Origin of the sequence: Streptomyces virginiae (genome assembly GCF_000720455.1) — a bacterium.
In the GTDB taxonomy this organism is placed as follows: domain Bacteria; phylum Actinomycetota; class Actinomycetes; order Streptomycetales; family Streptomycetaceae; genus Streptomyces; species Streptomyces virginiae.
Genome location: NZ_JOAK01000001.1, coordinates 409,422 through 433,587, shown reverse-complemented (window position 1 = coordinate 433,587; position 24,166 = coordinate 409,422). Strand labels below are relative to the sequence as shown.

At 73.0% G+C, this 24,166-nt stretch carries 23 protein-coding genes; 15 read left to right on the top strand and 8 right to left on the bottom strand.

Annotated elements, in window-relative coordinates:
• Positions 1-115: 115 nt before the first annotated feature.
• Positions 116-1,474, bottom strand: coding sequence for an aspartate aminotransferase family protein (locus tag IG86_RS0102055; protein ID WP_030817468.1), 1,359 nt, complete (start codon positions 1,472-1,474; stop codon positions 116-118).
• Between the two features lie 320 nt (positions 1,475-1,794).
• On the opposite strand from IG86_RS0102055, the gene IG86_RS0102050 reads away from it, so the two are divergent.
• From IG86_RS0102050 to IG86_RS0102035, 4 genes are all read left to right on the top strand, one after another.
• Positions 1,795-2,427 (top strand): DJ-1/PfpI family protein, encoded by a 633-nt coding sequence (locus IG86_RS0102050; protein WP_030817467.1) that lies wholly within the window; start codon positions 1,795-1,797, stop codon positions 2,425-2,427.
• Positions 2,420-3,025: a MarR family winged helix-turn-helix transcriptional regulator gene (locus IG86_RS0102045; protein ID WP_078905771.1), complete on the top strand. Its 606-nt coding sequence runs from the start codon at positions 2,420-2,422 to the stop codon at positions 3,023-3,025. The genes IG86_RS0102050 and IG86_RS0102045 overlap by 8 nt, the downstream gene beginning before the upstream one ends.
• Before the next feature lie 154 nt (positions 3,026-3,179).
• Entirely contained in the window at positions 3,180-4,739 is a 1,560-nt protein-coding gene (locus IG86_RS0102040; protein ID WP_030894221.1) for a serine/threonine-protein kinase, read from the top strand.
• Positions 4,740-4,819: 80 nt separating this feature from the next.
• Positions 4,820-5,209 (top strand): nuclear transport factor 2 family protein, encoded by a 390-nt coding sequence (locus IG86_RS0102035; RefSeq protein ID WP_030648037.1) that lies wholly within the window; start codon positions 4,820-4,822, stop codon positions 5,207-5,209.
• Between the two features lie 106 nt (positions 5,210-5,315).
• On the opposite strand, the gene IG86_RS0102030 is transcribed toward IG86_RS0102035, so the two are convergent.
• The gene (locus IG86_RS0102030; RefSeq protein ID WP_030894218.1) at positions 5,316-5,807 is read right to left on the bottom strand and encodes an HIT family protein; all 492 of its coding nucleotides are present in this window, start codon (positions 5,805-5,807) and stop codon (positions 5,316-5,318) included.
• Positions 5,808-6,020: 213 nt separating this feature from the next.
• On the opposite strand from IG86_RS0102030, the gene IG86_RS0102025 reads away from it, so the two are divergent.
• The 7 genes from IG86_RS0102025 to IG86_RS0101995 all read left to right on the top strand — a co-directional run bounded on the left by IG86_RS0102025 (position 6,021) and on the right by IG86_RS0101995 (position 13,617).
• Complete coding sequence (locus tag IG86_RS0102025) at positions 6,021-7,082, top strand: alpha/beta hydrolase (protein WP_078905770.1); 1,062 nt, start codon at positions 6,021-6,023, stop codon at positions 7,080-7,082.
• Positions 7,075-8,265, top strand: a complete 1,191-nt coding sequence (locus tag IG86_RS0102020) for an acyltransferase family protein (RefSeq protein ID WP_030817462.1) — start codon at positions 7,075-7,077, stop codon at positions 8,263-8,265. The genes IG86_RS0102025 and IG86_RS0102020 overlap by 8 nt, the downstream gene beginning before the upstream one ends.
• A 10-nt stretch (positions 8,266-8,275) precedes the next feature.
• Positions 8,276-9,619 (top strand): sensor histidine kinase, encoded by a 1,344-nt coding sequence (locus IG86_RS0102015; RefSeq protein ID WP_030894214.1) that lies wholly within the window; start codon positions 8,276-8,278, stop codon positions 9,617-9,619.
• Positions 9,616-10,287, top strand: a complete 672-nt coding sequence (locus tag IG86_RS0102010) for a response regulator (RefSeq protein ID WP_030817459.1) — start codon at positions 9,616-9,618, stop codon at positions 10,285-10,287. The genes IG86_RS0102015 and IG86_RS0102010 overlap by 4 nt, the downstream gene beginning before the upstream one ends.
• 88 nt (positions 10,288-10,375) lie before the next feature.
• On the top strand, positions 10,376-11,713 hold the full coding sequence (locus IG86_RS0102005; RefSeq protein ID WP_030894212.1) for a sensor histidine kinase: 1,338 nt from the start codon (positions 10,376-10,378) through the stop codon (positions 11,711-11,713).
• The gene (locus IG86_RS0102000; RefSeq protein ID WP_030817456.1) at positions 11,710-12,369 is read left to right on the top strand and encodes a response regulator; all 660 of its coding nucleotides are present in this window, start codon (positions 11,710-11,712) and stop codon (positions 12,367-12,369) included. Before IG86_RS0102005 ends, IG86_RS0102000 begins: the two co-directional genes overlap by 4 nt.
• A gap of 39 nt (positions 12,370-12,408) precedes the next feature.
• A complete protein-coding gene (locus IG86_RS0101995; protein ID WP_030894208.1) occupies positions 12,409-13,617 on the top strand; it encodes a cytochrome P450 in 1,209 nt (402 codons plus the stop codon).
• On the opposite strand, the gene IG86_RS0101990 is transcribed toward IG86_RS0101995, so the two are convergent.
• Positions 13,614-15,227, bottom strand: coding sequence for an ABC transporter permease (locus tag IG86_RS0101990; protein ID WP_030894206.1), 1,614 nt, complete (start codon positions 15,225-15,227; stop codon positions 13,614-13,616). The genes IG86_RS0101995 and IG86_RS0101990 overlap by 4 nt on opposite strands.
• Positions 15,224-16,123: an ABC transporter ATP-binding protein gene (locus IG86_RS0101985; protein WP_030894203.1), complete on the bottom strand. Its 900-nt coding sequence runs from the start codon at positions 16,121-16,123 to the stop codon at positions 15,224-15,226. The genes IG86_RS0101990 and IG86_RS0101985 overlap by 4 nt, the downstream gene beginning before the upstream one ends.
• An 84-nt stretch (positions 16,124-16,207) precedes the next feature.
• Here IG86_RS0101985 and IG86_RS0101980 point away from each other — a divergent pair, with 84 nt between their 5' ends.
• Positions 16,208-16,723 (top strand): GbsR/MarR family transcriptional regulator, encoded by a 516-nt coding sequence (locus tag IG86_RS0101980; protein ID WP_051784933.1) that lies wholly within the window; start codon positions 16,208-16,210, stop codon positions 16,721-16,723.
• Here the strand turns inward: IG86_RS0101980 and IG86_RS0101975 are convergent.
• Complete coding sequence (locus IG86_RS0101975; protein ID WP_157854752.1) at positions 16,720-17,328, bottom strand: hypothetical protein; 609 nt, start codon at positions 17,326-17,328, stop codon at positions 16,720-16,722. The two genes, IG86_RS0101980 and IG86_RS0101975, sit on opposite strands and share 4 nt — an antisense overlap.
• Entirely contained in the window at positions 17,304-18,146 is an 843-nt protein-coding gene (locus tag IG86_RS0101970) for a diacylglycerol kinase family protein (RefSeq protein ID WP_030894195.1), read from the bottom strand. Before IG86_RS0101970 ends, IG86_RS0101975 begins: the two co-directional genes overlap by 25 nt.
• Before the next feature lie 183 nt (positions 18,147-18,329).
• On the opposite strand from IG86_RS0101970, the gene IG86_RS0101965 reads away from it, so the two are divergent.
• The gene (locus tag IG86_RS0101965; protein WP_030027643.1) at positions 18,330-19,613 is read left to right on the top strand and encodes an adenylosuccinate synthase; all 1,284 of its coding nucleotides are present in this window, start codon (positions 18,330-18,332) and stop codon (positions 19,611-19,613) included.
• Positions 19,614-19,680: 67 nt separating this feature from the next.
• On the opposite strand, the gene IG86_RS0101960 is transcribed toward IG86_RS0101965, so the two are convergent.
• Complete coding sequence (locus IG86_RS0101960; RefSeq protein WP_030817441.1) at positions 19,681-20,247, bottom strand: hypothetical protein; 567 nt, start codon at positions 20,245-20,247, stop codon at positions 19,681-19,683.
• Positions 20,248-20,403: 156 nt separating this feature from the next.
• Between IG86_RS0101960 and IG86_RS0101955 the strand changes: the two genes are divergently transcribed.
• Together IG86_RS0101955 and IG86_RS0101950 are read left to right on the top strand one after the other, a co-directional pair.
• Positions 20,404-21,339: a PP2C family protein-serine/threonine phosphatase gene (locus IG86_RS0101955; RefSeq protein WP_078905769.1), complete on the top strand. Its 936-nt coding sequence runs from the start codon at positions 20,404-20,406 to the stop codon at positions 21,337-21,339.
• Positions 21,340-21,383: 44 nt separating this feature from the next.
• Positions 21,384-22,361, top strand: coding sequence for an MASE1 domain-containing protein (locus IG86_RS0101950; protein WP_030817437.1), 978 nt, complete (start codon positions 21,384-21,386; stop codon positions 22,359-22,361).
• A 40-nt stretch (positions 22,362-22,401) separates the two neighbouring features.
• On the opposite strand, the gene IG86_RS40495 is transcribed toward IG86_RS0101950, so the two are convergent.
• On the bottom strand, positions 22,402-24,054 hold the full coding sequence (locus IG86_RS40495; RefSeq protein WP_157854751.1) for a PKD domain-containing protein: 1,653 nt from the start codon (positions 24,052-24,054) through the stop codon (positions 22,402-22,404).
• Positions 24,055-24,166 lie beyond the last annotated feature (112 nt).

The following is a 24,166-nucleotide window of genomic DNA, read 5'->3' as shown; positions in this document are numbered from 1 at the left end:
GCGAGGCCGAAACCGGACGGTTGGTGGTGGTTATGTGTGGATCCGACCCCTGTGAGGACGAGAATCACACCGGCGCGAACCGGCCACCGCCACCGACCGCCCTCCGGGCACCCGGTTACGCGGTGGTGTGGCGGTCGGCGACCGTCAGCGCGTCGTCCAGCAGGGCCAGGCCCTCCTTCGCCTCCGCCTCCGTGATGGTGCAGGCGGGGACGACGTGGGTGCGGTTCATGTTGACGAAGGGCCACAGCCCGGAGGCCTTGCAGGCCGCCGCGAACTCGGCCATCGGGGCGTTGTCCGCACCGGCCGCGTTGTACGGGACGAGCGGCTCTCGCGTCTCCTTGTCCCGTACGAGTTCCAGGGCCCAGAAGGCGCCGAGGCCGCGGACCTCGCCGACCGAGGGGTGGCGCTCGGCGAGCTCGGCGAGCGCCGGGCCGATCACGTTCTCGCCGAGGTGGGCGGCGTGCTCGACGACGCCCTCCTCCTCCATCGTGGTGATCGTCGCGACCGCGGCGGCGCAGGCCAGGGGGTGGCCGGAGTACGTCAGCCCGCCCGGGTAGGGGCGGGTGGCGAAGGTCTCGGCGATGGCCGCCGAGATGGCGACGCCACCGAGCGGCACGTAGCCGCTGTTGACGCCCTTGGCGAAGGTGATGAGGTCGGGGGTGACGTCCCAGTGGTCGGCGGCGAACCACTTGCCGGTGCGGCCGAAACCGGCCATGACCTCGTCGAGGATGAAGACGATGCCGTGGCGGTCGCAGAGCTCGCGGACGCCCGCGAGGTAGCCGGCGGGCGGGACCATGATGCCGGCGGTCCCGGGCACGCTCTCCAGGATGATCGCCGCGATCGACTGCGGGCCCTCGAAGGCGATGGTGTCGGCGAGGTGGGCGAGGGCGCGCTCGCACTCCTCGGCCTCGGTGGTCGCGTGGAAGGCCGAGCGGTAGAGGTACGGGCCCCAGAAGTGCACGACACCGGCGGCGGCCGTGTCGGACGGCCAGCGGCGCGGGTCGCCGGTCAGGTTGATCGCGGCGGCGGTGGCGCCGTGGTACGAGCGGTAGGTGGAGAGCACCTTGGCGCGGCCCGTGTGCAGACGGGCCATGCGGACGGCGTTCTCGACGGCCTCGGCGCCGCCGTTGGTGAAGAAGATCTTGTCCAGGTCGCCGGGGGTCCGCTCGGCGATGAGGCGTGCGGCCTCGGAGCGGACGTCGACGGCGAAGCCGGGCGCGAGGGTGCAGAGCCGGGCGGCCTGCTCCTGGATCGCGGCGACGACCTTGGGGTGCTGGTGACCGATGTTGGTGTTCACCAGCTGGGAGGAGAAGTCGAGGTAGCGCTTGCCCTCGTAGTCCCAGAAGTAGGAGCCCTCGGCCCCCGCGACGGCGAGCGGGTCGATCAGGGCCTGGGCGGACCAGGAATGGAAGACGTGCTTCCGGTCTGCGTCCTTCACGGCGGCAAGGGTGTGCGGGGTGGCATGAGGGGTCATGGCGACACGCTAGAAGTGCGCAGGTGGGGAGGGATATCGGCGGACTGTATGGGGGTGGCGGGCCGGTCTCGGCAGTCTGTCTGCGCCGCCGGAGCGCCGGCCCGAAGTATTGACAGCATCCTGTCGATATGACAGTCTCTTGTCATAGGCGCTTTTCATGGAAGGGCCGGTACGACGGCCTCGCGGCACGCACCGCGAGCACCCGGGACCACTCGGCCGTCACGGACCGCTCCGGCCCATCGGGCCCACCCCGGAGTCCGCTCCGGGCCCCTGCGAGCGCCGCAGGCACCTGGCACCACCGACGCTGGAGGCGACACACCATGAGCGAGACCGCTGCACGCAAGCCCGTCCACCTCGCGGTCTACGACACGTACGCGGACTGGGAGACCGGCCACACCACCGCGCACCTCACCCAGCGCGGCCACGTCGTGCGGACGGTCGGCTTCGCCGCCGGAGCGCCCGTCACCACCATGGGCGGCATCCGCATCCAGCCTGACCTGGGGCTCGCCGATCTGCGACCGGAGGACTCCTCGCTGCTGATCCTCACCGGCGCCTCCTTGTGGGACACGGGCGACGAACTGGCGCCCTTCGCGGCGAAGGCCCGGGAGTTCCTGGCCGCCGGGGTGCCGGTCGCGGCGATCTGCGGGGCCACCGCCGGCCTCGCCCGCGAGGGCCTGCTGGACGACCGCGCCCACACCAGCGGGGTCTCCTTCTACCTGGCGGAACAGCCGGGCTACGGCGGTGCCGGGAACTACGTCGAGGCCGACGCGGTGACCGACGGGGACCTGATCACCGCGGGTCCGACGGAGCCGGTCGCCTTCGCCCGCGAGGTCTTCGCCCGCCTGGACGTCTACAAGCCGGACGTCCTGGACGCCTGGTACGGGCTCTTCCACGACTCCGACGCGAGCGCGTACCCGGTCCTGATGGCGGCATCGGCGGCCGGCGATGCTTGAGCCGCTGTCGCCGCCCGGGTCGACCCGGACCCGGCAGGACCTGCTGAGCCGCACCGCGCTCGGGGTGTTCCGGCTGAACGGCCAGTTCCTCTCCCTCTCCGAGGAGCTGGCACGGCCCGCCGGGCTGACCGCCGCCTGGTGGCAGGTGCTGGGAGCGGTGCTGCGGGAGCCGCTGCCCGTCGCGGGCATCGCCCGGAACATGGGGATCACCCGGCAGAGCGTCCAGCGCATCGCGGACCTGCTCGTCGCCAAGGGCCTCGCGGAGTACGCGCCGAACCCCGCGCACCGGCGGGCGAAGCTGCTGCGGCCGACGCAGGAGGGCCGCGCGGCGGTGGACCGGATCGGTCCGGGGCATGCGGCGATGGCCACCCGCCTCGCGGCGGAGCTGGGCGACACCGCCTTCGCGGAGACGGTCCGGGTCCTGGAGCGCCTCGCCGCGGCACTGGACACCCTGCCCGCACCGCGCGACCCGGCCGACCCGGGTGATGCGGGTGATCCGGCTGATCGGGGTGGTCCGGACGGTCCGGCTGATCCGGGCGGTCCCTCTGCGGTCGGTCCGCTCGGTACGGGCGGGGGGCACGGCCGGGCCGGGGTCTGACGACGGCCCCGCCCTCCGGGCCCGAGCCCCGTCGAGTGAGCCGTTCGCTCAGGGTTTCGGGCCCCTGCGGGGGCCGCCGGAGGCAACCGGCGGGCGCCCCCGACCGTCCTTCCCAGCGGAGCTGTTCGGCCAGCAGGGGGAGGACCACCCGGCCATGGAACAACTGCATCCGCACGACCCGCACCGCATCGGCCCCTACCGCCTGCTCTCACGGCTCGGAGCCGGAGGGATGGGCCAGGTCTACCTCGCCCGCTCCGACCGCGGCCGCACCGTCGCGGTCAAACTCGTCCACCCCGGGCTCGCCGCCCGCGAGGAGTTCCGCATCCGGTTCCGCCAGGAGGTCGACGCGGCCCGTCGGGTCGGCGGCGAGTGGACCGCCCCGGTCCTCGACGCTGACACCGAGGCGCCGACCCCCTGGTTCGCCACCGGCTACGTCGCCGGGCCGAGCCTGCGCCGGGTCGTCGCCCACGACTTCGGTCCGCTGCCGGACCGATCGTTGCGGATCCTGGCCGCCGGCCTCGCGCACGCCCTCCAGGACATCCACCGCGCCGGCATCGTCCACCGCGACCTGAAGCCCTCGAACGTGCTGATCACCCTCGACGGGCCCCGCGTCATCGACTTCGGCATCGCCCGCGCCCCCACCGGGTACGACGCCGGCCTGACCCGGGCCGGCGAAGTCATCGGCTCTCCCGGCTTCATGGCCCCCGAGCAGATCCGCGGCGAGCCGGTGACCGCCGCGTGCGACGTCTTCTGCCTCGGTGCGGTCCTGGCGTACGCGGCCACGGGGCGGCTGCCCTTCGGCGACGCGGAGCAGCCCGGCGGCCTCGCGGCACTCCTGCTGCGCAGCACCGAAGCGGAACCCGACCTGGCCGGCGTACCGGCCCAGCTGCTCGGCCTCGTACGGGACTGCCTGCACCGGGATCCGGGCGCGCGGCCCGGGCCCGCCGAGGTACTGGCCCGGGTCGGCGCGGACGACACCGTGGCCGACGGGAGGGCCCTGGAGCCCTGGCTGCCGGCCCCGCTGGTGGCCCGGCTCGGGCGGCACGCCGTACAGCTGCTGGACCGTGAGGACGCCGGGCCGGACCGTGCGATGCCGGCGCCGCCTCCGCTGCCGCCCTCCTACTCCGCCTACCCGCCGCCGGAACCGGACCCTCCGACCCGGCCCTGGATGGCGTCCACCGCCCTGCTCCTCGCGGTCGCCGCGGTCGTCGCGGTCCTGTCGGCCGGCACCGTGTACGCGGTCATGAGCGGGGCCGACGATCCGCGACCGCCCGTCACGAGTTCCCGTACGCCGGGGACGGCCGGGCCGGGCCCGGCCTCCGCCTCGGGTTCCACTTCCGCTTCAGCCTCCGCTTCGGCCATGGGGTCCGCGCCGTCCCCGGCCCCGGCGGCCGGCGGCCTGCCCGAGGCCTACACCGGCACCTGGCAGGCAGTCCGCGGCAGCCAGACCTGGCGGCTCACCCTCGCGCCCGGCCGCGTCGGCGAACAGGTGATGTCCCTGTCCGTCCAGGACCCCGGATTCGCCTGCGCCTGGACCGCGCCCCTGCTGGCCGTGCCCGATCCCGTGGAGCTGGACGCCTCCACCGTCACCTCGGGCGCCCCGCCGACCTGCACGCCGGGCGGCCGGAGCCTGCTGCGGCTTCTGCCCGACGGCGTCCTGCGCAGAGAGCTGGCGGGCAGCGACAGTCCCCCGCTCGACTACCGGAGGCAGTGACCGGCACCGTTTGTGTCGAGGTCAATAAGCCTGCAGGCAAAGCTTGTTGCATGCGCCCGGGCTGCCGGACACTGCGGCACATGGAGCCGTTGAGGGTAGTGGCACGACTGTGGGAGCGGATCGAGGCACGCGACTGGGACGGCGTGGCCGGGCTCATCGCCGAGGACGCCGTCATCGAGTGGCCCGTGAGCGGTGAGCGCATCGTCGGGCGCGCCAACTTCATCGCCGTGAACAGCGACGACGGCTACTCGGACGAGAAGCCCGTGCGCGTGCTCCGCATCCTGGCCGACGGGGACCACGTCGTCACCGAGGTGGAGATGCCCCAGGACCACGTCGTCTACCGGGCCGTCTCCCTGTGGACCGTGCACGACGGGGAGATCGTGGAAGCGCGGGAGTACTGGACCAGCCCCGGCCAGGACCCCGCCCCGAGCTGGCGGGCGGGATACGTCGAACCCCTGGTGGCGGACTGAGCGGCGGGCTCACCGCCCTCCTTCGGGGCGGCCGCTCGACCGGGCGTCTGGGCGTCTGGGCGTCTGGGCGCCTGAGCGCCTGAGCGCCTGGGTCAGGGCGCCTGGGTCAGGGCGCCGCCACGGCCGCTCCGATCCGGTCCAGTTCCTCGCCGATCGCTGCCCGCAGGGCGTCGTGGCGCGGACCCAGCGCGTGCCGCTCGCCGCGCCAGCACTCCTCCTCGTAGAGCCACACGGGCCGTCCGACGCGGTCGTCGGGCTCCCAGTCGTAGCGGGGCCAGACGTGGGCGTGGAGGTAGGGGTCGGTGTTGCCGAGGATCTCGATGTTGACCCGGCGGAAGGCCGGGTCGAGCCGCGCGCAGGCCCGCTCGACGGCCTCGGCCAGCCGCTCCGTGTCCGCGAGGTACGCGGTCCTGCGCGGCCGGGGCAGGTCCGAGAGCCGGGTCACGGCCGGGTCGTCGGTCAGCAGTACCGAGTAGCCCGGGAGGAACTGCCGGTCCCCGATGACGGCGAAGCCGGCGGTGAGGCGGCGCAGGACGGTGGGGTTCACGCCGCGGTGCGCGCTGCCGATGCGGTCGCTGCGCCAGTCGTCGTCGCTCACCGCTGGACTCCGATTCTCCAGCGCCAGCTGGGTGTTGGGGGCCTGGTCGGGCGCGCGGTGAGGCGCGCCGTGCCTCTGAAGTATCCCCCGTCATACCTGAGAGCTACGTGCGAACACGGCTCCGCGGCGGGACGCGGACGAGGGGGCCGGATTTCTAACTTCGGTGGTGGAGAGGGGCGCTGACGGCTCTTCCGGGAGACCGAAGGACACACCATGACCACGGGGACGGCGACGCGGACGGCACGGGCTGCGGGGGCGGGGACGGCACGGGCTGCGGGGGCGGCTGACGGAGTCGGCGCGGGCGGGGCGGTGTTCGGCTCCGGGAGGGCGGGGGCACGTGGTGGGCGGCTGCGCCGCACGCTGCTGGCCTCGCTGGTCGCGGCGGCCGTGGTCGTCCCCGTGTCCGCCGCCGCGTCCGCGAAGGCCCCCGCCCCGGCGCCCGCCGTGTCCGCCGGGGACGCCTCGCTCCAGAGCCGTTATGCCGCCAACCGCGACAACCTCGCCGAGGCGGCCCGGATGGCCCAGGACGCCGACCGCTCCGGCCGCGCCGGCCGGCTGCGGGCCATGGCGGCGGGCGGCACGGCGCAGTTCCTCGCCTTCGACGGCCGCGGCCGGGGCCGGGCCGTCGAGGTGTTCGGCGAGCTGGAGACCGCCGACCGGATCGCCGTCCTGGTGCCCGGCTCCGACACCACCCTCGATACGTACGAGAGGTTCCGGTCCGGGGCGGTGGCCCTCCAGCAGCGCCTCCGGGCGGGAAATCCCCGCTCCGCCGTGGTCGCCTGGCTGGGGTACGACACCCCGGGCACGGTCAGCACGGCCGTGCTGACGGCCGACCGGGCCGACGAGGCCGCTGCCGAACTGGGCCCGTTCCTGGACCGGTTGCGGGACATGGCCGCGCCCGGCTCGCGGCTGTCGCTGCTCTGCCACTCCTACGGCTCCGTCGTCTGCGCCCGGACCCGGACGGGTCCCGCGGTCGGCGACATGGTCTTCTTCGGCAGCCCGGGCACGGGCGCCGGATCCGTCCGGGAGCTGCCGACCGCCGCCCGGGTCTGGGCGGGCCGGGGCGGCGCCGACTGGATAGGCAACGTGCCGCACGTCCGGCTCGGCGGGGTCGGCTTCGGCACCGATCCGGTCGACCCCGCCTTCGGGGCGCGGGCCTTCGCCGCCGGAGCCGGCGGCCACAGCGACTACCTCAGGCCGGGCAGCCGTTCCCTCGACGCCCTGGCCGCCATCGTGCTCGGTACCGCTCCCTCGCAGGAGGCCTCCCATGCGTGAGCTCCGCGCCCGCTGGTCCGCCCTGGCGGCGGGCATCGACGCGGCCACGCCGGCCGGCCGGGACCGGGCCGTGGACGCGCTCCGGGCCCTCGCGATCCTCGGAGTGGTGCTCGGCCACTGGCTGGTCACCTCCCTGACCGCCACCGACGGCGGTCTGCACGGCACCAGCCCGCTGGCCCATCTGCCCTGGCTGGCACCGGTGTCCTGGGTGTTCCAGACGCTGGCCGTGTTCTTCCTGGTCGGCGGCCATGTCGCCGCCCTCGGGTACGCCTCGGCGCGCGAGCGGGGCGTCTCGTACGGGGCCTGGGTGCGGCAGCGGCTGGGCCGGCTGTTCCGGCCGGTCGCCGCGGTGCTCGTCCTGTGGACGGTCGTGGCGGGCGGCATGCTCGTCGGCGGGGCGGAGCTCGACACCGTGCGGACGCTGGTCAGACTGGTGCTGTCGCCGCTGTGGTTCCTGCTGGTGTTCGCCGCGCTCACCGCCGCGACCCCGCTCGTGGCCCGGCTCGGCCCGCTGTGGCCGGCCGCCGTGGTGGCGGGTGTCGACCTGTGGCGCTTCCAGCTGGGCGGGCCCGAGTGGATCGGCTGGGTCAATGTGGTCGCGGGCTGGCTCGCGCCCTTCACGCTGGGCGCCGCGTGGGCGCGCGGCGCCCTCGCCCGGCGCGGTCGGCTCCGGCTCCTGGCCGGCGCCGGCGCCGCGGCCACCGCCGCGCTGATCCTGTGGGGCGGGTACCCGGCGTCCATGGTGGGCGTGCCGGGAGCGGCCGTCTCGAACCTGAACCCGCCGACGCTGGCGGCGGTCGCGTTCGGACTGGCCCAGTGCGGGCTGGCCCTGCTGGTCCGCGACCGGCTGGCCCGGCGCATGAGGCGGCCGGCGGCCTGGGCGAAGGTGGCTCTGGTGAACCTGTCCGCCATGACGGTCTTCCTGTGGCACCAGACCGCCATGATGGCCGTCACCGCCCTCGGGCTGCTGGTCTCTGCCGACCTGCCCGGCCTGCACACCGTGCCCGACTCGGTCGGCTGGACAGCGGCCCGGGTGTTGTGGCTGCCGGTGTTCGCGGCCGCGCTGGGGCTCTGCCTGGCGGCGTTCCGCGTCCACGAACAGGCCCGGCGCCCCCGCCCTGTCACCGTCATCGCCGCATCCCGCGTCCCGGGTACTTCCGCCAAGGAGATCACCCATGCCTAGGCTGGCCGATGTGAACGATCAGCGCGTGCCCCCGGCCGAGCCGAAGTCCGCCGAAGCCGCACCGGGAGCCGGACCGCGTCTGTCGTTGGCCCTGGACCTGTTCACGCTGCGGCGTGATCCGCTTCCCAGGATGGGCCGGCCGCGGTGGCTGGCCCGGCTGCCGCACGCACTCGTCGCCTATGCCGCGGTGTTCTTCGGGTTCCTCACCACCGAGCAGCTCATGGACCACTACCACGTCAAGGGCGGGCCGCCGCTGGCCGTCGCCCTGCTGACGGCGCTGTCCATCTGGCTGGCGATGTTCCGTCCGATCGCCGCCTGGTGGCTCGCCCTGCTCACCGCGGGCTGGATCGCCTGGATGATCCACGACCACGTCGGGCAGGGCCAGACCTGGCCGTGGACGCCCGGCGGGATGTTCGCGTTCGCCCCCGTGCTGCTGCTGGTCGCCCTCCGGGTGCCACCGCGGGTGACCATATGGGTCGTCGGCATCTCCGTCGCCCTGACCGGGGCGGCCGAGCTGACCTTCCATCCGGACGGGAGCCATATCTCCTCCATGGGGGTCACCGTCCTCTTCGGCTTCGTCGGTCTCCTCGGGTACGCGCTGCGCGCCCTGCGGCTGGCGCGGGGCGAACTGGTCGAGCAGGAGACCCTCACCGCGGAGGAACGCGCCCGGCGCACCGTACTGGAGGAGCGCAGCCGCATCGCCCGTGAGCTGCACGACGTCGTCGCGCACCACATGTCGGTGATCTCCATCCAGGCGCAGGTCGCCCCGCACCTCGTGGACGACCCGTCCGAGGAACTCAAGGAGAACCTGGCGGGCATCCGGGAGAACGCGCTGGAGGCCCTTACGGAACTGCGGCGGGTGCTGGGGGTGCTGCGCTCCGAACAGCCCGGTGATCCCTCGGCGCCGCAGCATCCGCAGCCGACCCTCGCCGAGTTGGACGGCCTCGTGGACAACGTGCGCGGGGCGGGGCTGGACGTCACCACCGCGGTCGCGGGCGTCCGCCGGCCGCTGGCGCCCGGCGTGGAGCTCACCGCGTACCGGATCGTGCAGGAGGCCCTCAGCAACTGCCTGCGCCACGCGCCCGGTTCACAGGTGGAGGTCGGCGTGGCGTACGGGCCTCGCGAGCTGCACCTGTGCGTCGCCAACAGCGCGGCCACCCGGCCGACCGCGCCCTCGCAGGGAGCGGGGCACGGGCTGCTGGGGATGCGGGAGCGGGCGGGCATGCTGGGTGGCGAACTGGCCGCGGGCCCACGCCCCGACGGGGGGTACGAGGTCAGCGCAGTGCTTCCGATGGACCCGCAGAGCCGGCCCGCCGGCCCCGGCACCGGCCCCGAGACGAAGAAGGCCCCATGAGCACCCCGATCAAGGTGATGATCGCCGACGACCAGATGATGGTGCGGCAGGGCTTCACCGTGCTTCTCAACGCCCAGCCCGACATAGAGGTCGTGGGGCAGGCGGTGGACGGGGCGGACGCCGTCGCGAAGGTCGCCGAGCTGGCCCCGGACGTGGTGCTGATGGACATCCGCATGCCCGGCATGGGCGGCATCGAGGCCACGTCCGTGATCACGCGCGTTCCCGACGCCGCGGTGAAGGTGCTCGTGCTGACCACCTTCGACCTCGACGAGTACGTGTACGAGGCGCTGCGGGCCGGGGCTTCCGGGTTCCTGCTGAAGGACGCCTCGGCCGATCAGCTCGCGGAGGCGGTACGGGTGGTGGCGGCCGGTGAGGCGCTGCTCTCGCCGAACATCACGAAGCGGCTGATCACGGAGTTCTCCCGGCTGGGGGCGCCGCGCGCGCCGTCGCGGGCCCGGATCGACGTGCTGACCGAGCGGGAGACCGAGGTGTTGTCGCTGATCGCCCAGGGCCTGTCGAATGCGGAGATCTCCGAGCACCTGGTCCTGGCCGAGCAGACGGTGAAGACCCATGTGAGCCGGATCCTGGTGAAGCTGGGGCTGCGGGACCGCACGCAGGCGGCGGTGTTCGCGTACGAGAGCGGTCTGATCCGTCCGACGGGCTACTGACGGACCCGTGTAGTACTTGAGAGGGATCCGGGGAAATCCCCATCAGCGGCGACGCGGACGAAGGCGGTACAGACCTACGGTTGTGTGCATGACCGAGACGACCACCGGGGGGACAGCCCGGACGCCTGAATTCCGACTGGCATCGGAGGTGATCGCGACCCTGCGCCGGGACCTCGTCACCGATGCCTTCGCCTACCGGCCGCTGCCCCTGGCGGGGGCACCGGGACGCTTCTCGCGACGGCTCCCCAAGGGGATACGACGGTATGCGCCGTGGCGGCGGTATGCGGCGGTGGGCGTCCTGGCCTTCGTCGCCGTGCTGTTCACGATGGACGGGCAGTCGAGCTACTTGGGCGATCTGGGCCGGCTCGTCATGGGGCTGATAGCCGCGGTTCCGGTCCTGATGACGCTGGTGCGGCCGGTGGGCGCGTGGTGGGCGGCTGTCGCGATGACGGTGGTGCTGGCCTCCCTCGGCGGCGGCAGCACCTGGCCCTGGACCCCGGGCGCCTTCTTCTCCTACATCGTGGTCATGGTCCTCGTCACGCTGCGGACCGGCCCGCGGGTGGCGGCCTGGATGTGGGCGCTCACCCTCGCGCTGGGCAGCGCGTTGTCGGTGGTGTTCAACGGCCAGTGGGGGTCGAACGTGCCGGAGATGGCGGTGACCTCGGCGTTCGCCCTGGTGATCGCCGGCAGCATCCAGATACGCCGGCACGCCAAGGCGGAGGTGAGCGCGCAGCAGGAGGTCACGGCCGTCGAGCGGGACAAGCGGACGCTGCTGGAGGAGCGGACCACGATCGCCCGGGAGTTGCACGACGTGGTGGCGCACCACATGTCGGTGGTGGCGATCCAGGCGGAGGCCGCCCCGTACCGGGTGAAGAACCCTCCGCCGGAGCTGGAGGCGGCGTTCGTCACCATCCGGGAGAACGCGGTGGCGGCCCTGACGGAGCTTCGTCGGGTGCTGGGTGTGGTGCGCTCCGCGGACTACGAGGCTCCGGACGCCCCGCAGCCGACGCTGGCCTCGCTGGACGGGCTGCTGGCGAATGTGCGCGAGGCGGGGTTGCGTGTGGAGAAGACGGTCACGGGTGCGGTGCGGGAGCTGCCGCAGGGCGTGGAGCTGTCGGCTTACCGGATCATCCAGGAGGCCCTGAGCAACACCCTGCGGCACGCGCCGGGCGCGGCGGCCGGGGTGGAGGTGTCGTACGTGCTGGGCGGTCTGGGGATACGGGTCGTCAACGAGGCTCCGACCGGGGACGTGCGGCCCTCGGCGGGGGCCGGCCACGGGATCACCGGGATGCGGGAGCGGGTGGCCATGCTGGAAGGTGAGATGACGGCCGAGCGGACGGAGTCGGGCGGGTACGAGGTCGCGGTGTTCATACCGGTGCGCCACCGGTCCGAGCCGGTGGCTCAGTCGCGGGAAGGGACGGCATGACGATCAAGGTGCTGATCGTCGACGACCAGATGATGGTCCGCGAGGGGTTCTCCGTTCTGCTGAACGCCATGGACGGCATCGAGGTGGTGGGCGAGGCGGTCGACGGCCGGGAGGCCATCGCGCAGGTGGCGGCGCTGCGGCCGGACGTGGTGCTGATGGACATCCGGATGCCGCAGATGAACGGCCTGGAGGCGACGCGGGAGATCGTGGCCGCGGACACGGACGCGAAGGTGCTGGTCCTGACGACCTTCGACCTCGACGAGTACGTGTACCAGGCGCTGCGGGCGGGGGCTTCCGGCTTCCTGCTGAAGGACGCTTCGGCCCGTCAGCTGGCGGACGGTGTCAGGGTGGTGGCGGCCGGCGAGGCCCTGCTGGCGCCTTCGGTGACCAAGCGGCTGATCGCGGAGTTCTCGAAGATCTCCGAGGCGCGCAAGCTGGCGGATCCGGCGGGGGTGGGTGAGCTGACGGAGCGGGAGACGGAGGTGCTGATCCTGATCGCGCAGGGGTTGTCCAACGCGGAGATGGCCGATCGGCTGATCGTCGCGGAGTCTACGATCAAGACCCATGTGAGCCGGATCCTGGTGAAGCTGGGCCTGCGGGACCGGACGCAGGCGGCGGTGTTCGCCTACGAGACCCGCCTGGTGACCCCGGCCTGATCCGGCCCGATCGGGGAGCGCACCCCCTAGTCTGCCGGGATGGGCTTTGATCCGTGGGATGCCGCGTTCGTCGCCGATCCGTACCCGGCGTACCGGGAGTTGCGGGAGCAGGGGCGGGCCATCTGGTGGGAGGCCACCGGGCAGTGGCTGGTGCCGCACTACGCCGATGTGAGTGCGCTGCTGCGGGACCGGCGGCTGGGGCGGACCTACCTCCACCGGTTCTCGCACGAGGAGTTCGGGCGGCAGGCGCCGCCGCCGGAGCACGAGCCCTTCCACGTGCTCAATGGCAACGGCCTGCTGGACCTGGAGGATCCCGCGCACGCGCGGGTGCGCCGGCTGGTGGCGAAGGCCTTCACCCCGCGGACGGTGGAGCGGCTCGTGCCGGCCGTGCAGCGGATGGCCGGGGAACTGGTGGGGCGGTTGCTCGCGGACGGCGGCGGTGACCTGCTCGCCACCGTCGCCGAGCCGCTGCCGGTGGCCGTGATCGCGGAGCTGCTGGGCGTGCCGGAGGCGGACCGGGGGCTGCTGCGGCCCTGGTCGGCGGACATCTGCGGGATGTTCGAGCTCCGGCCGGACGAGGAGACGGCGCGGCGCGCGGTGCGGGCCAGCATCGACTTCAGCGCGTACCTGCGGGAGCTGATTTCCGAGCGGCGCGCACGCCCCGGGGAGGATTTGATCTCCGGACTGATCGCCGCCCACGATGAGGAGGGCCGACTCAGCGAGCAGGAGATGATCTCCACCTGTGTCCTCCTGCTGAACGCCGGGCACGAGGCCACCGTCAACACCACGGTCAACGGATGGTGGGCGCTGTTCCGCAATCCCGATCAGCTCGCCGCGCTCCGCGCCGGCCGCGATCCCGAAAAGTTGTCCACAGCTGTGGATGAACTCATGCGGTACGACACTCCCCTGCAGATGTTCGAACGCTGGGTGCTCGACGACATCCGCGTCGGCGACACCGAGATCCCCCGCGGGGCGGAGGTCGCCCTGCTGTTCGGTTCCGCGAACCGGGATCCCGCACGCTTCGACGACCCCGACACGCTGGACCTCTCGCGGGCCGACAACCCCCACCTGACCTTCGGGGCCGGGATCCACTACTGCCTGGGGGCGCCGCTGGCGCGGCGGGAGCTGGAGGCGTCGTTCGGGGCGCTGCTGGCGGACGGGATCCCGCCACTGCGGCTCGTGGAGGAGCCGCGGTGGCAGGACGGGTACGTCATCCGCGGGCTGGAACGCCTGCTCGTGGAGTTCTAGGACGTCAGGTCGCGGCGGCGCAGGGCGGTGAGGCCGGCCGCGGTCAGGGCCGCCGCCAGGGCGGTCAGGGCCAGGAGCGGGGCCCACGAGAGGGACTCCGCACCCGGGAGCCTGGGCAGGTGGGCGAAGGGCGAGAGGTCCAGCACCCCTTGCGGGAGGTCCAGCGCCGGGCCGACCCAGCCCAGGGCCAGGGCGCCGCCGGCCACCGCCCAGGCGGCCGCCGCGTAGGCGGGGAGCGCGCCGTGGAGCAGCGCCGCCAGCGCACCGATCACCCACACCGCGGGCAGCTGGGCGAGGGTGGCCGCGACCGTCGTCCCCACGTCGCCGCCGTGCCCGAGGCCGAGGCCCAGCCCCGCCAGCAGGAGTATCAGCGCCGAACCGCCGAAGGCCACGGCCAGGTGGCCGCCGGCCCAGCGGAGCCGGCCGACCGGGAGTGCGAGCAGCGGTTCCGCCCGCTGCGCCGACTCCTCACCGCTCAGCCGCAGGACCGCCGACACCGCGTACAGGGCGGCGACCATGCCGAACATGCCGGCCATCGTGGCGAGGAAGGCATCGGTGAGCCCGCTCTGCCCGCCCATCCGCTCGATGATCTCGCGGGTCCTGTCGTTGCCGCCGACCAGGTCCGCGGCGCCGTCCGCCATCCCGCCGAAGACCGCACCGGCCGTGAGGAAGCCGGCGCTCCAGCCCGCGAGGGTGCCGCGCTGCAGCCGCCAGGCCAGCGCGCCCGCCGAGCCCAGACGCCCCCGGGCCGGCCCCGGCCTGGACGGCAGGAAGCTCATCCCCAGGTCACGGCGTCCGGCCAGCAGGTACCCGGCGCCCACCTGCGCCCCGACGGCGGCGGCGAGCAGCAGGAGCACCCACCAGCGTTCGACGGCGAAGGCCCGTACGTTCTCCACCCAGCCGAGCGGTGAGAGCCAGGTCAGGGCGGACCGGCCGTCCGCCGTGCCGGCGTCGCCGGCGGCCTTCAGGACGAAGGCCGCGCCCAGCACGGCGGCCGTGAGCCCCTTGGCAGCCCGGGCGCTCTCGGTCAGCTGGGCGGCGACGGCGGCCGTGCCGGCGAAGAGCATGCCGGTGCCGGCGAGGGCCAGTCCGAGCGCGGCGGCGCCCGGTGCGCCCTGCCCGGCGAGTCCGCCGGCGACGAGCAGGGCCAGGCAGGTGTTGGCCACGAGGGCGGCGAGCAGGGCGGCGGTCAGCGGGGCGCGGCGGCCCACCATCGCCGCGGAGAGCATTTCCTGACGGCCCGTCTCCTCCTCCTCGCGGGTGTGCCGGACCACGATGATCAGGCTCATGACAGCCGCGAGGACGGCGCCGAAGACGCCGGCGCGCCAGGCGGTCAGGCCGCCGAGGGAATCGCCGAAGACCGGGCCGTACAGCGCGCGCATGGACCCGTTGGCGTTCATCGAGGCGGCGACCTCGGCGCGTTCGGCGGCGGTGGCGTACACGCTGCCGAGCGAGCCGGGCATGCCCGCCACCAGGAGCGTGGTGGCCAGGATCCAGACCGGCATCATCACCCGGTCGCGGCGCAGGGCCAGCCGGAGCAGGACGCCGGTCCCCGCGAGGCCGGCCGCCCGCCGTTCCTCCGGCGGTTGCTCCGCCGTTCGTCGCGTCATCGCGCGTTCGCCTCGCCGTCGGTGTAGTGGCGCAGGAAGAGCTCTTCGAGGGTGGGCGGGGTCGCGGTCAGCGAGCGCACGCCCGATGCGGTGAGGGAGCGCAGTACGGCGTCCAGCTTGTCGGTGTCGGCCTGGAGACGGACCTTCAGCCCCCGCACCTCGACGTCGTGCACGCCCGGCAGGTGGGCCACGCCGTTCGGCGGGCCGGCGAGCTCGGCGCTGATCGACGTGCGGGTGAGGTGGCGGAGTTCGGCGAGGGTGCCGGTCTCCACGGTGCGGCCCTGGCGGACGATGCTGACGCGGTCGCAGAGCGCCTCGACCTCGCTGAGGATGTGCGAGCTGAGCAGGACGGTGCGTCCGGCCGCGCGGGCCTCGGCGACGCAGCTCTGGAAGACCCCCTCCATCAGCGGGTCGAGGCCGGAGGTGGGTTCGTCGAGGACGAGCAGTTCGGCGTCGGAGGCGAAGGCGGCGACGAGGGCGACCTTCTGCCGGTTGCCCTTGGAGTACGTGCGCCCCTTCTTGGTGGGGTCCAGTTCGAACCGCTCGACGAGTTCGGCGCGGCGCGCCCGGTCGAGGCCGCCGCGCAGCCGCCCGTACAGGTCGATGACCTCGCCGCCGGAGAGGTTGCGCCACAGGGTGACGTCTCCGGGGACGTAGGCGACACGGCGGTGGAGGGGGACCGCGTCGGCCCACGGGTCGCCGCCGAGGAGTTCGGCGGCGCCGGAGTCGGCGCGCAGCAGTCCGAGCAGGACCCGGATGGTCGTGGACTTGCCGGCGCCGTTGGGGCCGAGGAAGCCGTGGACCTCGCCGGTGGTGACCGAGAGGTCGAGTCCGTCCAGTGCGCGGGTGCGGCCGAAGGCCTTGTGGAGGCCGACGACGCTGATTGCCTTCGTCATGTTTCTGAACGTACGCCAACTTCACAAGTTTGTGAAGTTTGGGAATGTCAAGAATCGCGTAAAGTCGGGAGGGTGGCGGACGACATGGTGAAGACGGATGTGGACGGGGCCGCGGACGCGGCCGCCGGGCGGGACGAGGAAGCGGTCTCCCGGTTCGTGGAGCGGTTCGCGGCCCAGCTGACCGAGGCCGGGATGCAGCGGATGGCCGCGCGGGTCTTCGCGCAGCTGCTGGCCAGCGACGGGGGCGCGATGACCTCCGCGGAGCTGGGCGAGGCGCTCCGGATCAGCCCCGCGGCGGTCTCCGGGGCCGTGTCCTACCTGACGCAGGTCAACATGGTCAGCCGCGAACGCGAACCGGGCTCGCGCCGGGACCGGTACGTCCTGCACAACGAGCTCTGGTACGAGACCTTCACCCGGCGCGACCAGGTCCTGACCCAGTGGGAGAAGACCCTGCGCGAGGGCGCGGCCGGCCTCGGCGCGCATTCGCCGGCCGGGGCGCGCGTCGCGGAGACGGCGGCGTTCTTCGAGTTCATGCAGGGCGAGATGCTGGGCCTGATGGACCGCTGGCGCGCCCACCGGGCGACGCTCGACCTCGGCTAGCCGGCACCCCCCGCCCGTCGGCGCCGGACGGACGGCCCGGGCCGGACAGGCCGGACAGGCCGGGCAGGCCGCGTCGCCCGGCTTGCCCTGGCAGGCCGGACCGGCCGGGCGAGGCCCAGCCGGCGGGCGTCCGGGACCCACAGGACCCCGCCCCGCGCCGGGTCCCCCGCGAGCCGCACCGCCCGCACGGACGGGGCCGGCTCCCTACGGGGCCACGGACGCGGCGGCAGGACCCGCCGGCCCAGCACCCCCAGGGTCAGGACGCGCCGCCGCCCCTCACCCAGGTCATCCCCCAGGACCAGCACGGGCGGCCGCCACCGAACCCGCACCACCTCCGCCTCGTACGGAACCCAGCGCACCGCCGGACCCCGCACCACGCGCCGCACCCGGCGGACGGCGCACAGCTCGCGCACCCCGAGCACCACCGGCCCGAGCAGCACCACCAGCATCACCGGGCGCGTGAGCACCGCCGCGACCACCGCGGGCCAGCAGAACACCGGCAGCAGGCACAGCAGCAGCGCGTCCCGCCGCCAGTCGCCCAGCGCCTCCCGCACCGCCCGCGATGTCGCCGCCCCCGCCGTCAGCGGGGCAGGGTGAGCGTCCATGCCCCCGGGCGCAGCGTCCACGTACGACGGCGGACCGGGCCGGCCATCGCGCCGTCGGCGCGGTAGCGGAAGTCCGCGCCCGACACCGTCACCGTCTTCGCCCGGGCCGTCACCGTCGAGCCGCCGAAGCCGCCGCCCGTGCGCACCGCGACCTCCGCCGGCCCTCCGTCGCCCCGCGTGCGCACCGAGACGTCCGCCACGGGCTGGTCCACATCGGCCAGCTGCACCCCGTCGGCCTCCACCCGCAGCCGGTGGTGCCCGCCGCCCACCCCGCCCGCCGCCGCGACCGGGCGGACCAGGGTCCGTACCAGCGAGCGGTACGCGCTCCACACCGAGGGCCCGGCCGGCCTGGGAACCCCCCGCTCCGGCCCCCGCAGCGGCGGGATCCGCAGCGCGCCCAGCACCACCCCGTCACTGTCGTCGACCAGCAGGTCGCACATCCTCACCGAGCCGTCCAGCACCGCCCGGGCCGCCGCGACGGCCGACTCGGGCACACCCAGCGACCTCGCCAGCGCCAGGGACCCCACCGGCCCCACCGGAACCAGCGCCAGCGCGCCCTCGCCCAGCCCTCGCTCCCGGTGCAGCAGCCCCACGGCCCGCACCAGGGCCCGGTCGTCACCCACGATCACCGGCTGCCGATGGCCCCTGCGGGCGAGCGCCCGCGCGAATTCCTCCTGCGAATCCGGGAGGCAGATCTTCGCCGCCGCGCCCGCTGACAACACATCTTTCGCGATCCGCACGGACTCGCCGTCAAGACGGCGGGCGACCGGGTCGACGAGCACCAGCAGACCGCCTACCGGCGCGCCCGCTTCGCTCATGGTGGGCTCTGGAGCCGACACCTCGGTCCTTCCTCGGGTAGCATCTTTGTGCAAGAGGCCCTTGCGCTATTGCGCCAGGGCCTTCGTCTATTCCGGGGCAACCCGTCCGACGGCTCAGCCCGCGTACATCGTCGTACGCCCCCCTGACCTTGGACATGCCCCATCCGGAAGAGGTGTACGCCTGTGCCCGCTCTTGTGCTGCTCGGAGCTCAGTGGGGTGACGAGGGCAAGGGAAAGGCCACCGACCTGCTCGGTGGATCCGTTGACTATGTAGTGCGCTACCAGGGCGGCAACAACGCCGGCCACACGGTCGTCGTCGGCGACCAGAAGTACGCGCTGCACCTTCTCCCTTCCGGCATCCTCTCCCCCGGATGCACCCCGGTCATCGGTAACGGCGTCGTCGTCGACCCGGCCGTCCTGCTCTCCGAGCTGCGCGGCCTCAACGAGCGCGGCATCGACACCTCCAAGCTGCTCATCAGCGGCAACGCGCACCTGATCACGCCGTACAACGTCACCCTCGACAAGGTCGGCGAGCGCTTCCTCGGCAAGCGCAAGATCGGCACCACCGGTCGCGGCATCGGCCCGACGTACGCGGACAAGATCAACCGCGTCGGCATCCGGGTCCAGGACCTCTACGACGAGTCGATCCTCACCCAGAAGGTCGAAGCGGCGCTGGAGGGCAAGAACCAGCTCCTCGCGAAGCTCTACAACCGTCGCGCGATCGAGGCCGGCCAGATCGTCGAGGAGATGCTCCAGTACGCGGAGCAGATCAAGCCGTACGTCGCCGACACCACCCTGATCCTCAACAACGCGCTGGACGAGGACAAGGTCGTGCTCTTCGAGGGCGGCCAGGGCACCCTGCTCGACGTCGACCACGGCACCTACCCCTTCGTCACCTCGTCGAACCCGACCGCGGGCGGCGCCTGCACCGGTACCGGCGTGGGCCCGACGAAGATCAGCCGTGTCATCGGCATCCTCAAGGCCTACACGACCCGCGTCGGCGCGGGCCCGTTCCCGACCGAGCTGTTCGACCAGGACGGCGAGGACCTGCGCCGCATCGGCGGCGAGCGCGGTGTGACCACCGGCCGTGACCGTCGCTGCGGCTGGTTCGACGCGCCGATCGCACGTTACGCCACCCGCGTGAACGGCCTGACCGACTTCTTCCTCACCAAGCTGGACGTGCTGACCGGCTGGGAGCAGATCCCGGTCTGCGTCGCGTACGAGATCGACGGCAAGCGCGTCGAGGAGCTCCCCTACTCGCAGACCGACTTCCACCACGCGAAGCCGATCTACGAATACCTCCCCGGCTGGTCCGAGGACATCACCAAGGCCAAGACCTTCGAGGACCTGCCGGCGAACGCCCAGGCCTACGTCAAGGCCCTGGAGGAGATGTCGGGCGCCCCGATCTCCGCGATCGGCGTCGGCCCCGGCCGCACCGAGACGATCGAGATCAACTCGTTCCTCTAGGCAGCAGCGGCACGAAGGGGCGGTGCGCCGTACGGCGCACCGCCCCTTCGTCGTACCGGCCGCCGGGTCAGTCCGTCTTGTAGTAGGCGAGCAGGTCGACCAGCAGGTGGGTGGCCTCCCAGCCCTGGTTCCACAGGTCGATCATGCCGCCCTTGCCCCCGGGCGTCTGCGCGACGTTCGCCACGGTCGCGCCCTTCGTCCAGTTCAGGACCGAGGAGACGGGCCGCTGCGGCGTCACCGCCGTGCCGTTCGCGTAGTCGGACCAGAAGTTCGGGTCCGGTGTCACGGACAGGAAGCCGTTGCCGCGGGTGTCGGTGACGGTGGTGTTCAGCACCCAGCCGTCGACGTCGGGGGTCGTGGTGTCGCCCTCCAGCCGCATGGGGAAGTGCGTACGCGCCTTCAGCGGGCCGGCCTTCCAGCCGCCCCAGCTGTCCTTGCGGGTGTCCAGGAGCCGGTACGGGATCCCGTGGGCCACCAGGGCGGACCGGCTCTCGGGGGTGTAGAAGCCGACGACGTCGACCACCACGTCGGCCGGGTCCCAGCCGCCGTTGCGCACGTTGATCTTCCCGTCGGGGCCGATCGGAACGACCGCCGAGTTGGCGACGGTCTGCCCGGCGGTGCGGTCCGGTTGCAAGATCGCCCGATCCCCGGTGTTCGCACGGGAAAACCCTCCCCGCCGACTGCGCCGGCTCCGGGCTCGGGGGGCGGGGTCCGGGTCGGCGGAAATATGATGGGCACGTCCTTTCGGGCGGCGGAAGCAGGGATGGATGCACCATCGTCGGAGCCTTCCATGAGCCGGCGCCGTCCCCCTCGGGTGGCCAGCGCCGACCTGCTGAGCACGCTCGGCCGGCTGACCGCCCAGGCGCGGCAGGGCGTGGAGCTCCAACAGGCCCGGGTGGAACTGGCCGAGGCCCTGCAGCGCGAGATGCTGCCCACCACGCTGCCCTGCCTGCCGGGTCTGCGTACGGCGGCCAGGTACTCGCCCGCCCGGCACGGCCTGGACATCGGCGGCGACTGGTACGACGGGTTCCGGCTGCCGGAGGGCGCGCTCGCCCTCTGCATCGGCGACGTCCAGGGGCACGACGTCGACGCGGCGGCCTTCATGGGGCAGGTCAGGATCTGCCTGCGTGCCGTGGCGGCCGTGGTCGTCGACCCCGGCGAGGTGCTGAGCCGGGCCAATGAGGTGCTGCTCTCGATGAACCGCGACCTCTTCGCGACCTGCAGCCTGCTCCGCTTCGACCCGGACACCTGGGAGCTGGAGAGCGCCCGGGCCGGTCACGTCCCCGCGGTGTGGGCCACGGTCGACGGCCAATACGGCATAGCCGATGACAACGGCGGGCTGCCGCTGAACCTGGTGCCCGGGTCGGCGTACGCGGTGACCCGGCGGCGGCTGACGCAGGCGGGATCGATCGTCCTGCTGACCGACGGCGTGGTCGAGGGCCCGAGGTTTCCGCTGGAGGTGGGGCTGGAGCGCGTCCTGCAGGTCGTGCGGGAGGCGGCGGGCACCGACCCCGCCGAGCTCGCCGCCGAAGTGATGAAGGTGGCCGATTCGACGGGCCACGCGGACGACGCCGCGGTGCTCGTCCTCAGCCACGACGCGGCCGGACCCACCCCGGCCGCCGGTCCGGACCCTGAGCCGGACCCGGAGCCTGAGCCGGACCCGGGGCCGGGGCCGGGGCCGGGGCCGGGGCCGGGAGCGCCCCTGCAACCCCGTGACGCGCCCTAGCGCGTGTCACGCCCCACCCGGCCCGCGGGCTGTTGTCTGATGCTGTGGTGCGCACCGAGCGATGGCGACGATGGCGGCGGCCGGCCGAAGTACTCCTGCTGATCCTCGCCGTCGCCGTCGCCTACTACATCGGCGGCCGGATCGGCCTGCGCCAGAGCGTCACCGTCGACGGCGCCCAGGTCACCCCGCTGTGGCTGCCCACCGGCATCGCGCTGGCCGCCCTGCTCTGGCTGGGCCTGCGGGTCTGGCCGGGGATCTCCCTCGGCACCTACTTCGCGATCGAACGCATCAGCGAATTCGATCTCAGCGACCTCGGCATCCTCGCGGGGAACACCATCGCCCCGGTGTGCGCGTACCTGATGCTGCGCCGGGTGGACTTCCGCTCGGAGATGGACCGGCTGCGGGACGCCCTGGCGCTCGTCTTCCTGGGCGGCCTGTTACCGATGCTGATCAGTGCGACGGCCGGGACCTGGACCCTCGTCCTCACCGGCGATCTGCCCCGGGGCGGATTCTGGCCGGTGTGGGCGGCCTGGTGGGTCGGGGACGCCATGGGGGTGCTCGTACTGACCCCGCTGCTCCTGGTCCTGCGCCGGGCCCGGCTGCCCCGGGAGGACTACCGGCTGGTCGAGGTGTCGGCCCTGGCGGTCACGTCCGTGTTCGTCACCCTCGTGGCCACCCGCAGCCACCTGTCCGTGCTCTTCCTCGTCTTCCCGCTGCTGATCTGGGCGGCCGTACGCTTCCAGTTCGCCGGGAGCGCGCCGTGCACCCTGCTGATCTCGGTCCTGGCGATCTCGGCGGCGCACGACCACGTCGGACCGTTCGTCGACTACAGCCTGCTGGAGCTCATGGTCAACCTGCAGGCCCTCAACGGGGCGGCCGCCCTGACCGGGCTGCTGCTGTCCGCGCTGGTCACCGAGCAGAACAACGTACGGCTGAGGATCGAGCAGGTCTGCGAGGACCTGGCCGAACTGGTGGAGCACCTGGCGCCGGGCGGCAGGCCACGACCCCCCGAGCAGCACTGAGCGCCCCGGGGAGGCCGTCCCCGGGGCGCTCGGCGGTGGGTCAGTTGGTCTCGTAGTAGCCGAAGATGTCGACGACGAGGTCGGTGTTGTCCCAGCCCTGGTTCCAGTAGTCGACGATGCCGTTGTTCCCGGCGCCCGCCTGGACCAGGTTCGGAACGGTCTTGCCGGCCGTCCAGTTCAGGGTCGAGGCGGTGGGACGCTCCGGGAAGACCTGCTTGCCGTCCCGGTACTGCTCCCGCGTGTTCGAGTCCGGGGCGACCGACAGGAAGCCCGCGCCGGCGGTGTTCGTGACCGTGGTGTTCAGCACGAACCCGGCGATGCCGGGCTCGCCCACGGACAGCGGGTGCCAGATGTAGCCGCGGCCCTGCATCGGACCGTGGGGCCAGCGGGGGTCGCGGGTGTCGAGGAGCCGGACCGACTTGATCGGCATGTAGGCGGCCTTGCTGTCGGGGCTGTAGAAGCCCACGACGTCGACGATCACGTCCGTGCCGGCCCAGGCGCCGTTGCGGACGTTGATGCTGCCGTCTGGGCCGACGGGCACGATCACCGCGTTGGCGATCGTCTGGCCCGCGGTGAAGTTCACGTTGGACGTGATCGGTACGCTGCCGCCGCTCGGGAAGACGGACAGGTGGCCGGCCTCCTTCGGGTTGGTCGCCGTGACGTTCAGCGCCACGGCCGTGACGCCTTCCGGAACGCCGCGCAGGCCGCTGATCTTGGTGCCGAAGGTCTTCTGTCCGGGCAGCTGACCGCGGGTGGTGCCGAGGCCCTCGCGGGTGTCGACGAAGCGGACCGGGGTGATCGGGGTGTAGCCGCCGGCCTGGGTCCGGGTGAAGTAGCCGGTGACGTCCGCGATCAGGTCGACCGACTGCTCACCGCGGTTGGCCAGCTCGACGTAGCCGTTCTTGCCGACCGGCACGATCACCAGGTTCGGAACGGTCTGGCCCGCCTCGAAGTTCACGTTCGAGGTGGTCGGCCGCTCGGTGCCCTCGGCGAAGGCCGTGACGTGGCCGGCGCTGGTGGTGTTGGTGACGGTCACGTTGAGGGCGACGGCGGTGACCCCCTCCGGTATCCCGCCGTTGCCGCCGACCTTCACCCGGGTCGAGCCGTACGGGGCGACCTTGCCCTGCGCGGTGCCGGTCCCGTTGCGGGTGTCCAGCAGACGGGTCGGGGCGTAGGGAACGAAGTCCGAGCCGGCGGTCATGAGCTCGAAGGTGTTGACGACCTCGGCCTGGTTCGCCGGGTCGGTGACGGTGACCTTGACGGTGTACTCGCCGAGTTCCGCGTAGGTGTGACTGCTCTTCAGGACGGTCGAGCCGGACGCGTCCATGGCGTCGGTGCTGCCGTCGCCCCAGTCGACGGTGACCTTCAGCGCGGAGTCGGCGCTGACGACGGTGGTCTCCAGGTCGAACGCGTGGGCCGTGGTGGCCGCGGCGTTCAGGACGAGGGCCAGGTCCGGGTTGCCGGCCGCCTGCTGGGCGGAGACCCCGCCCTTGGCGCCGGGCAGGGCCTTGCGGACGGAGCGTTCCGCGGGGCTCTTGAAGGTGTTCAGGTTCGGTGCAGCGGCCTTGGCCAGGTCCACGGCGGGCGCGCTCACCCCCGGCGTGACCGGCTCCGCGGCCTGGGCGATGCCCGGCGCGAGACCGACGGTTGCCGCGATGACGGCGACGGAAATTACGAGACGGCGACTGCGCACCGGTCCCCCCATTTTTGAACGTGCTCAGGTCTGGGCTCTAGAGTACATAGATCTTCGCCCGACAGATCGCGAATACCTGTGCGATCAAGGGGAGTTGGCGCGTTTCTGTCCC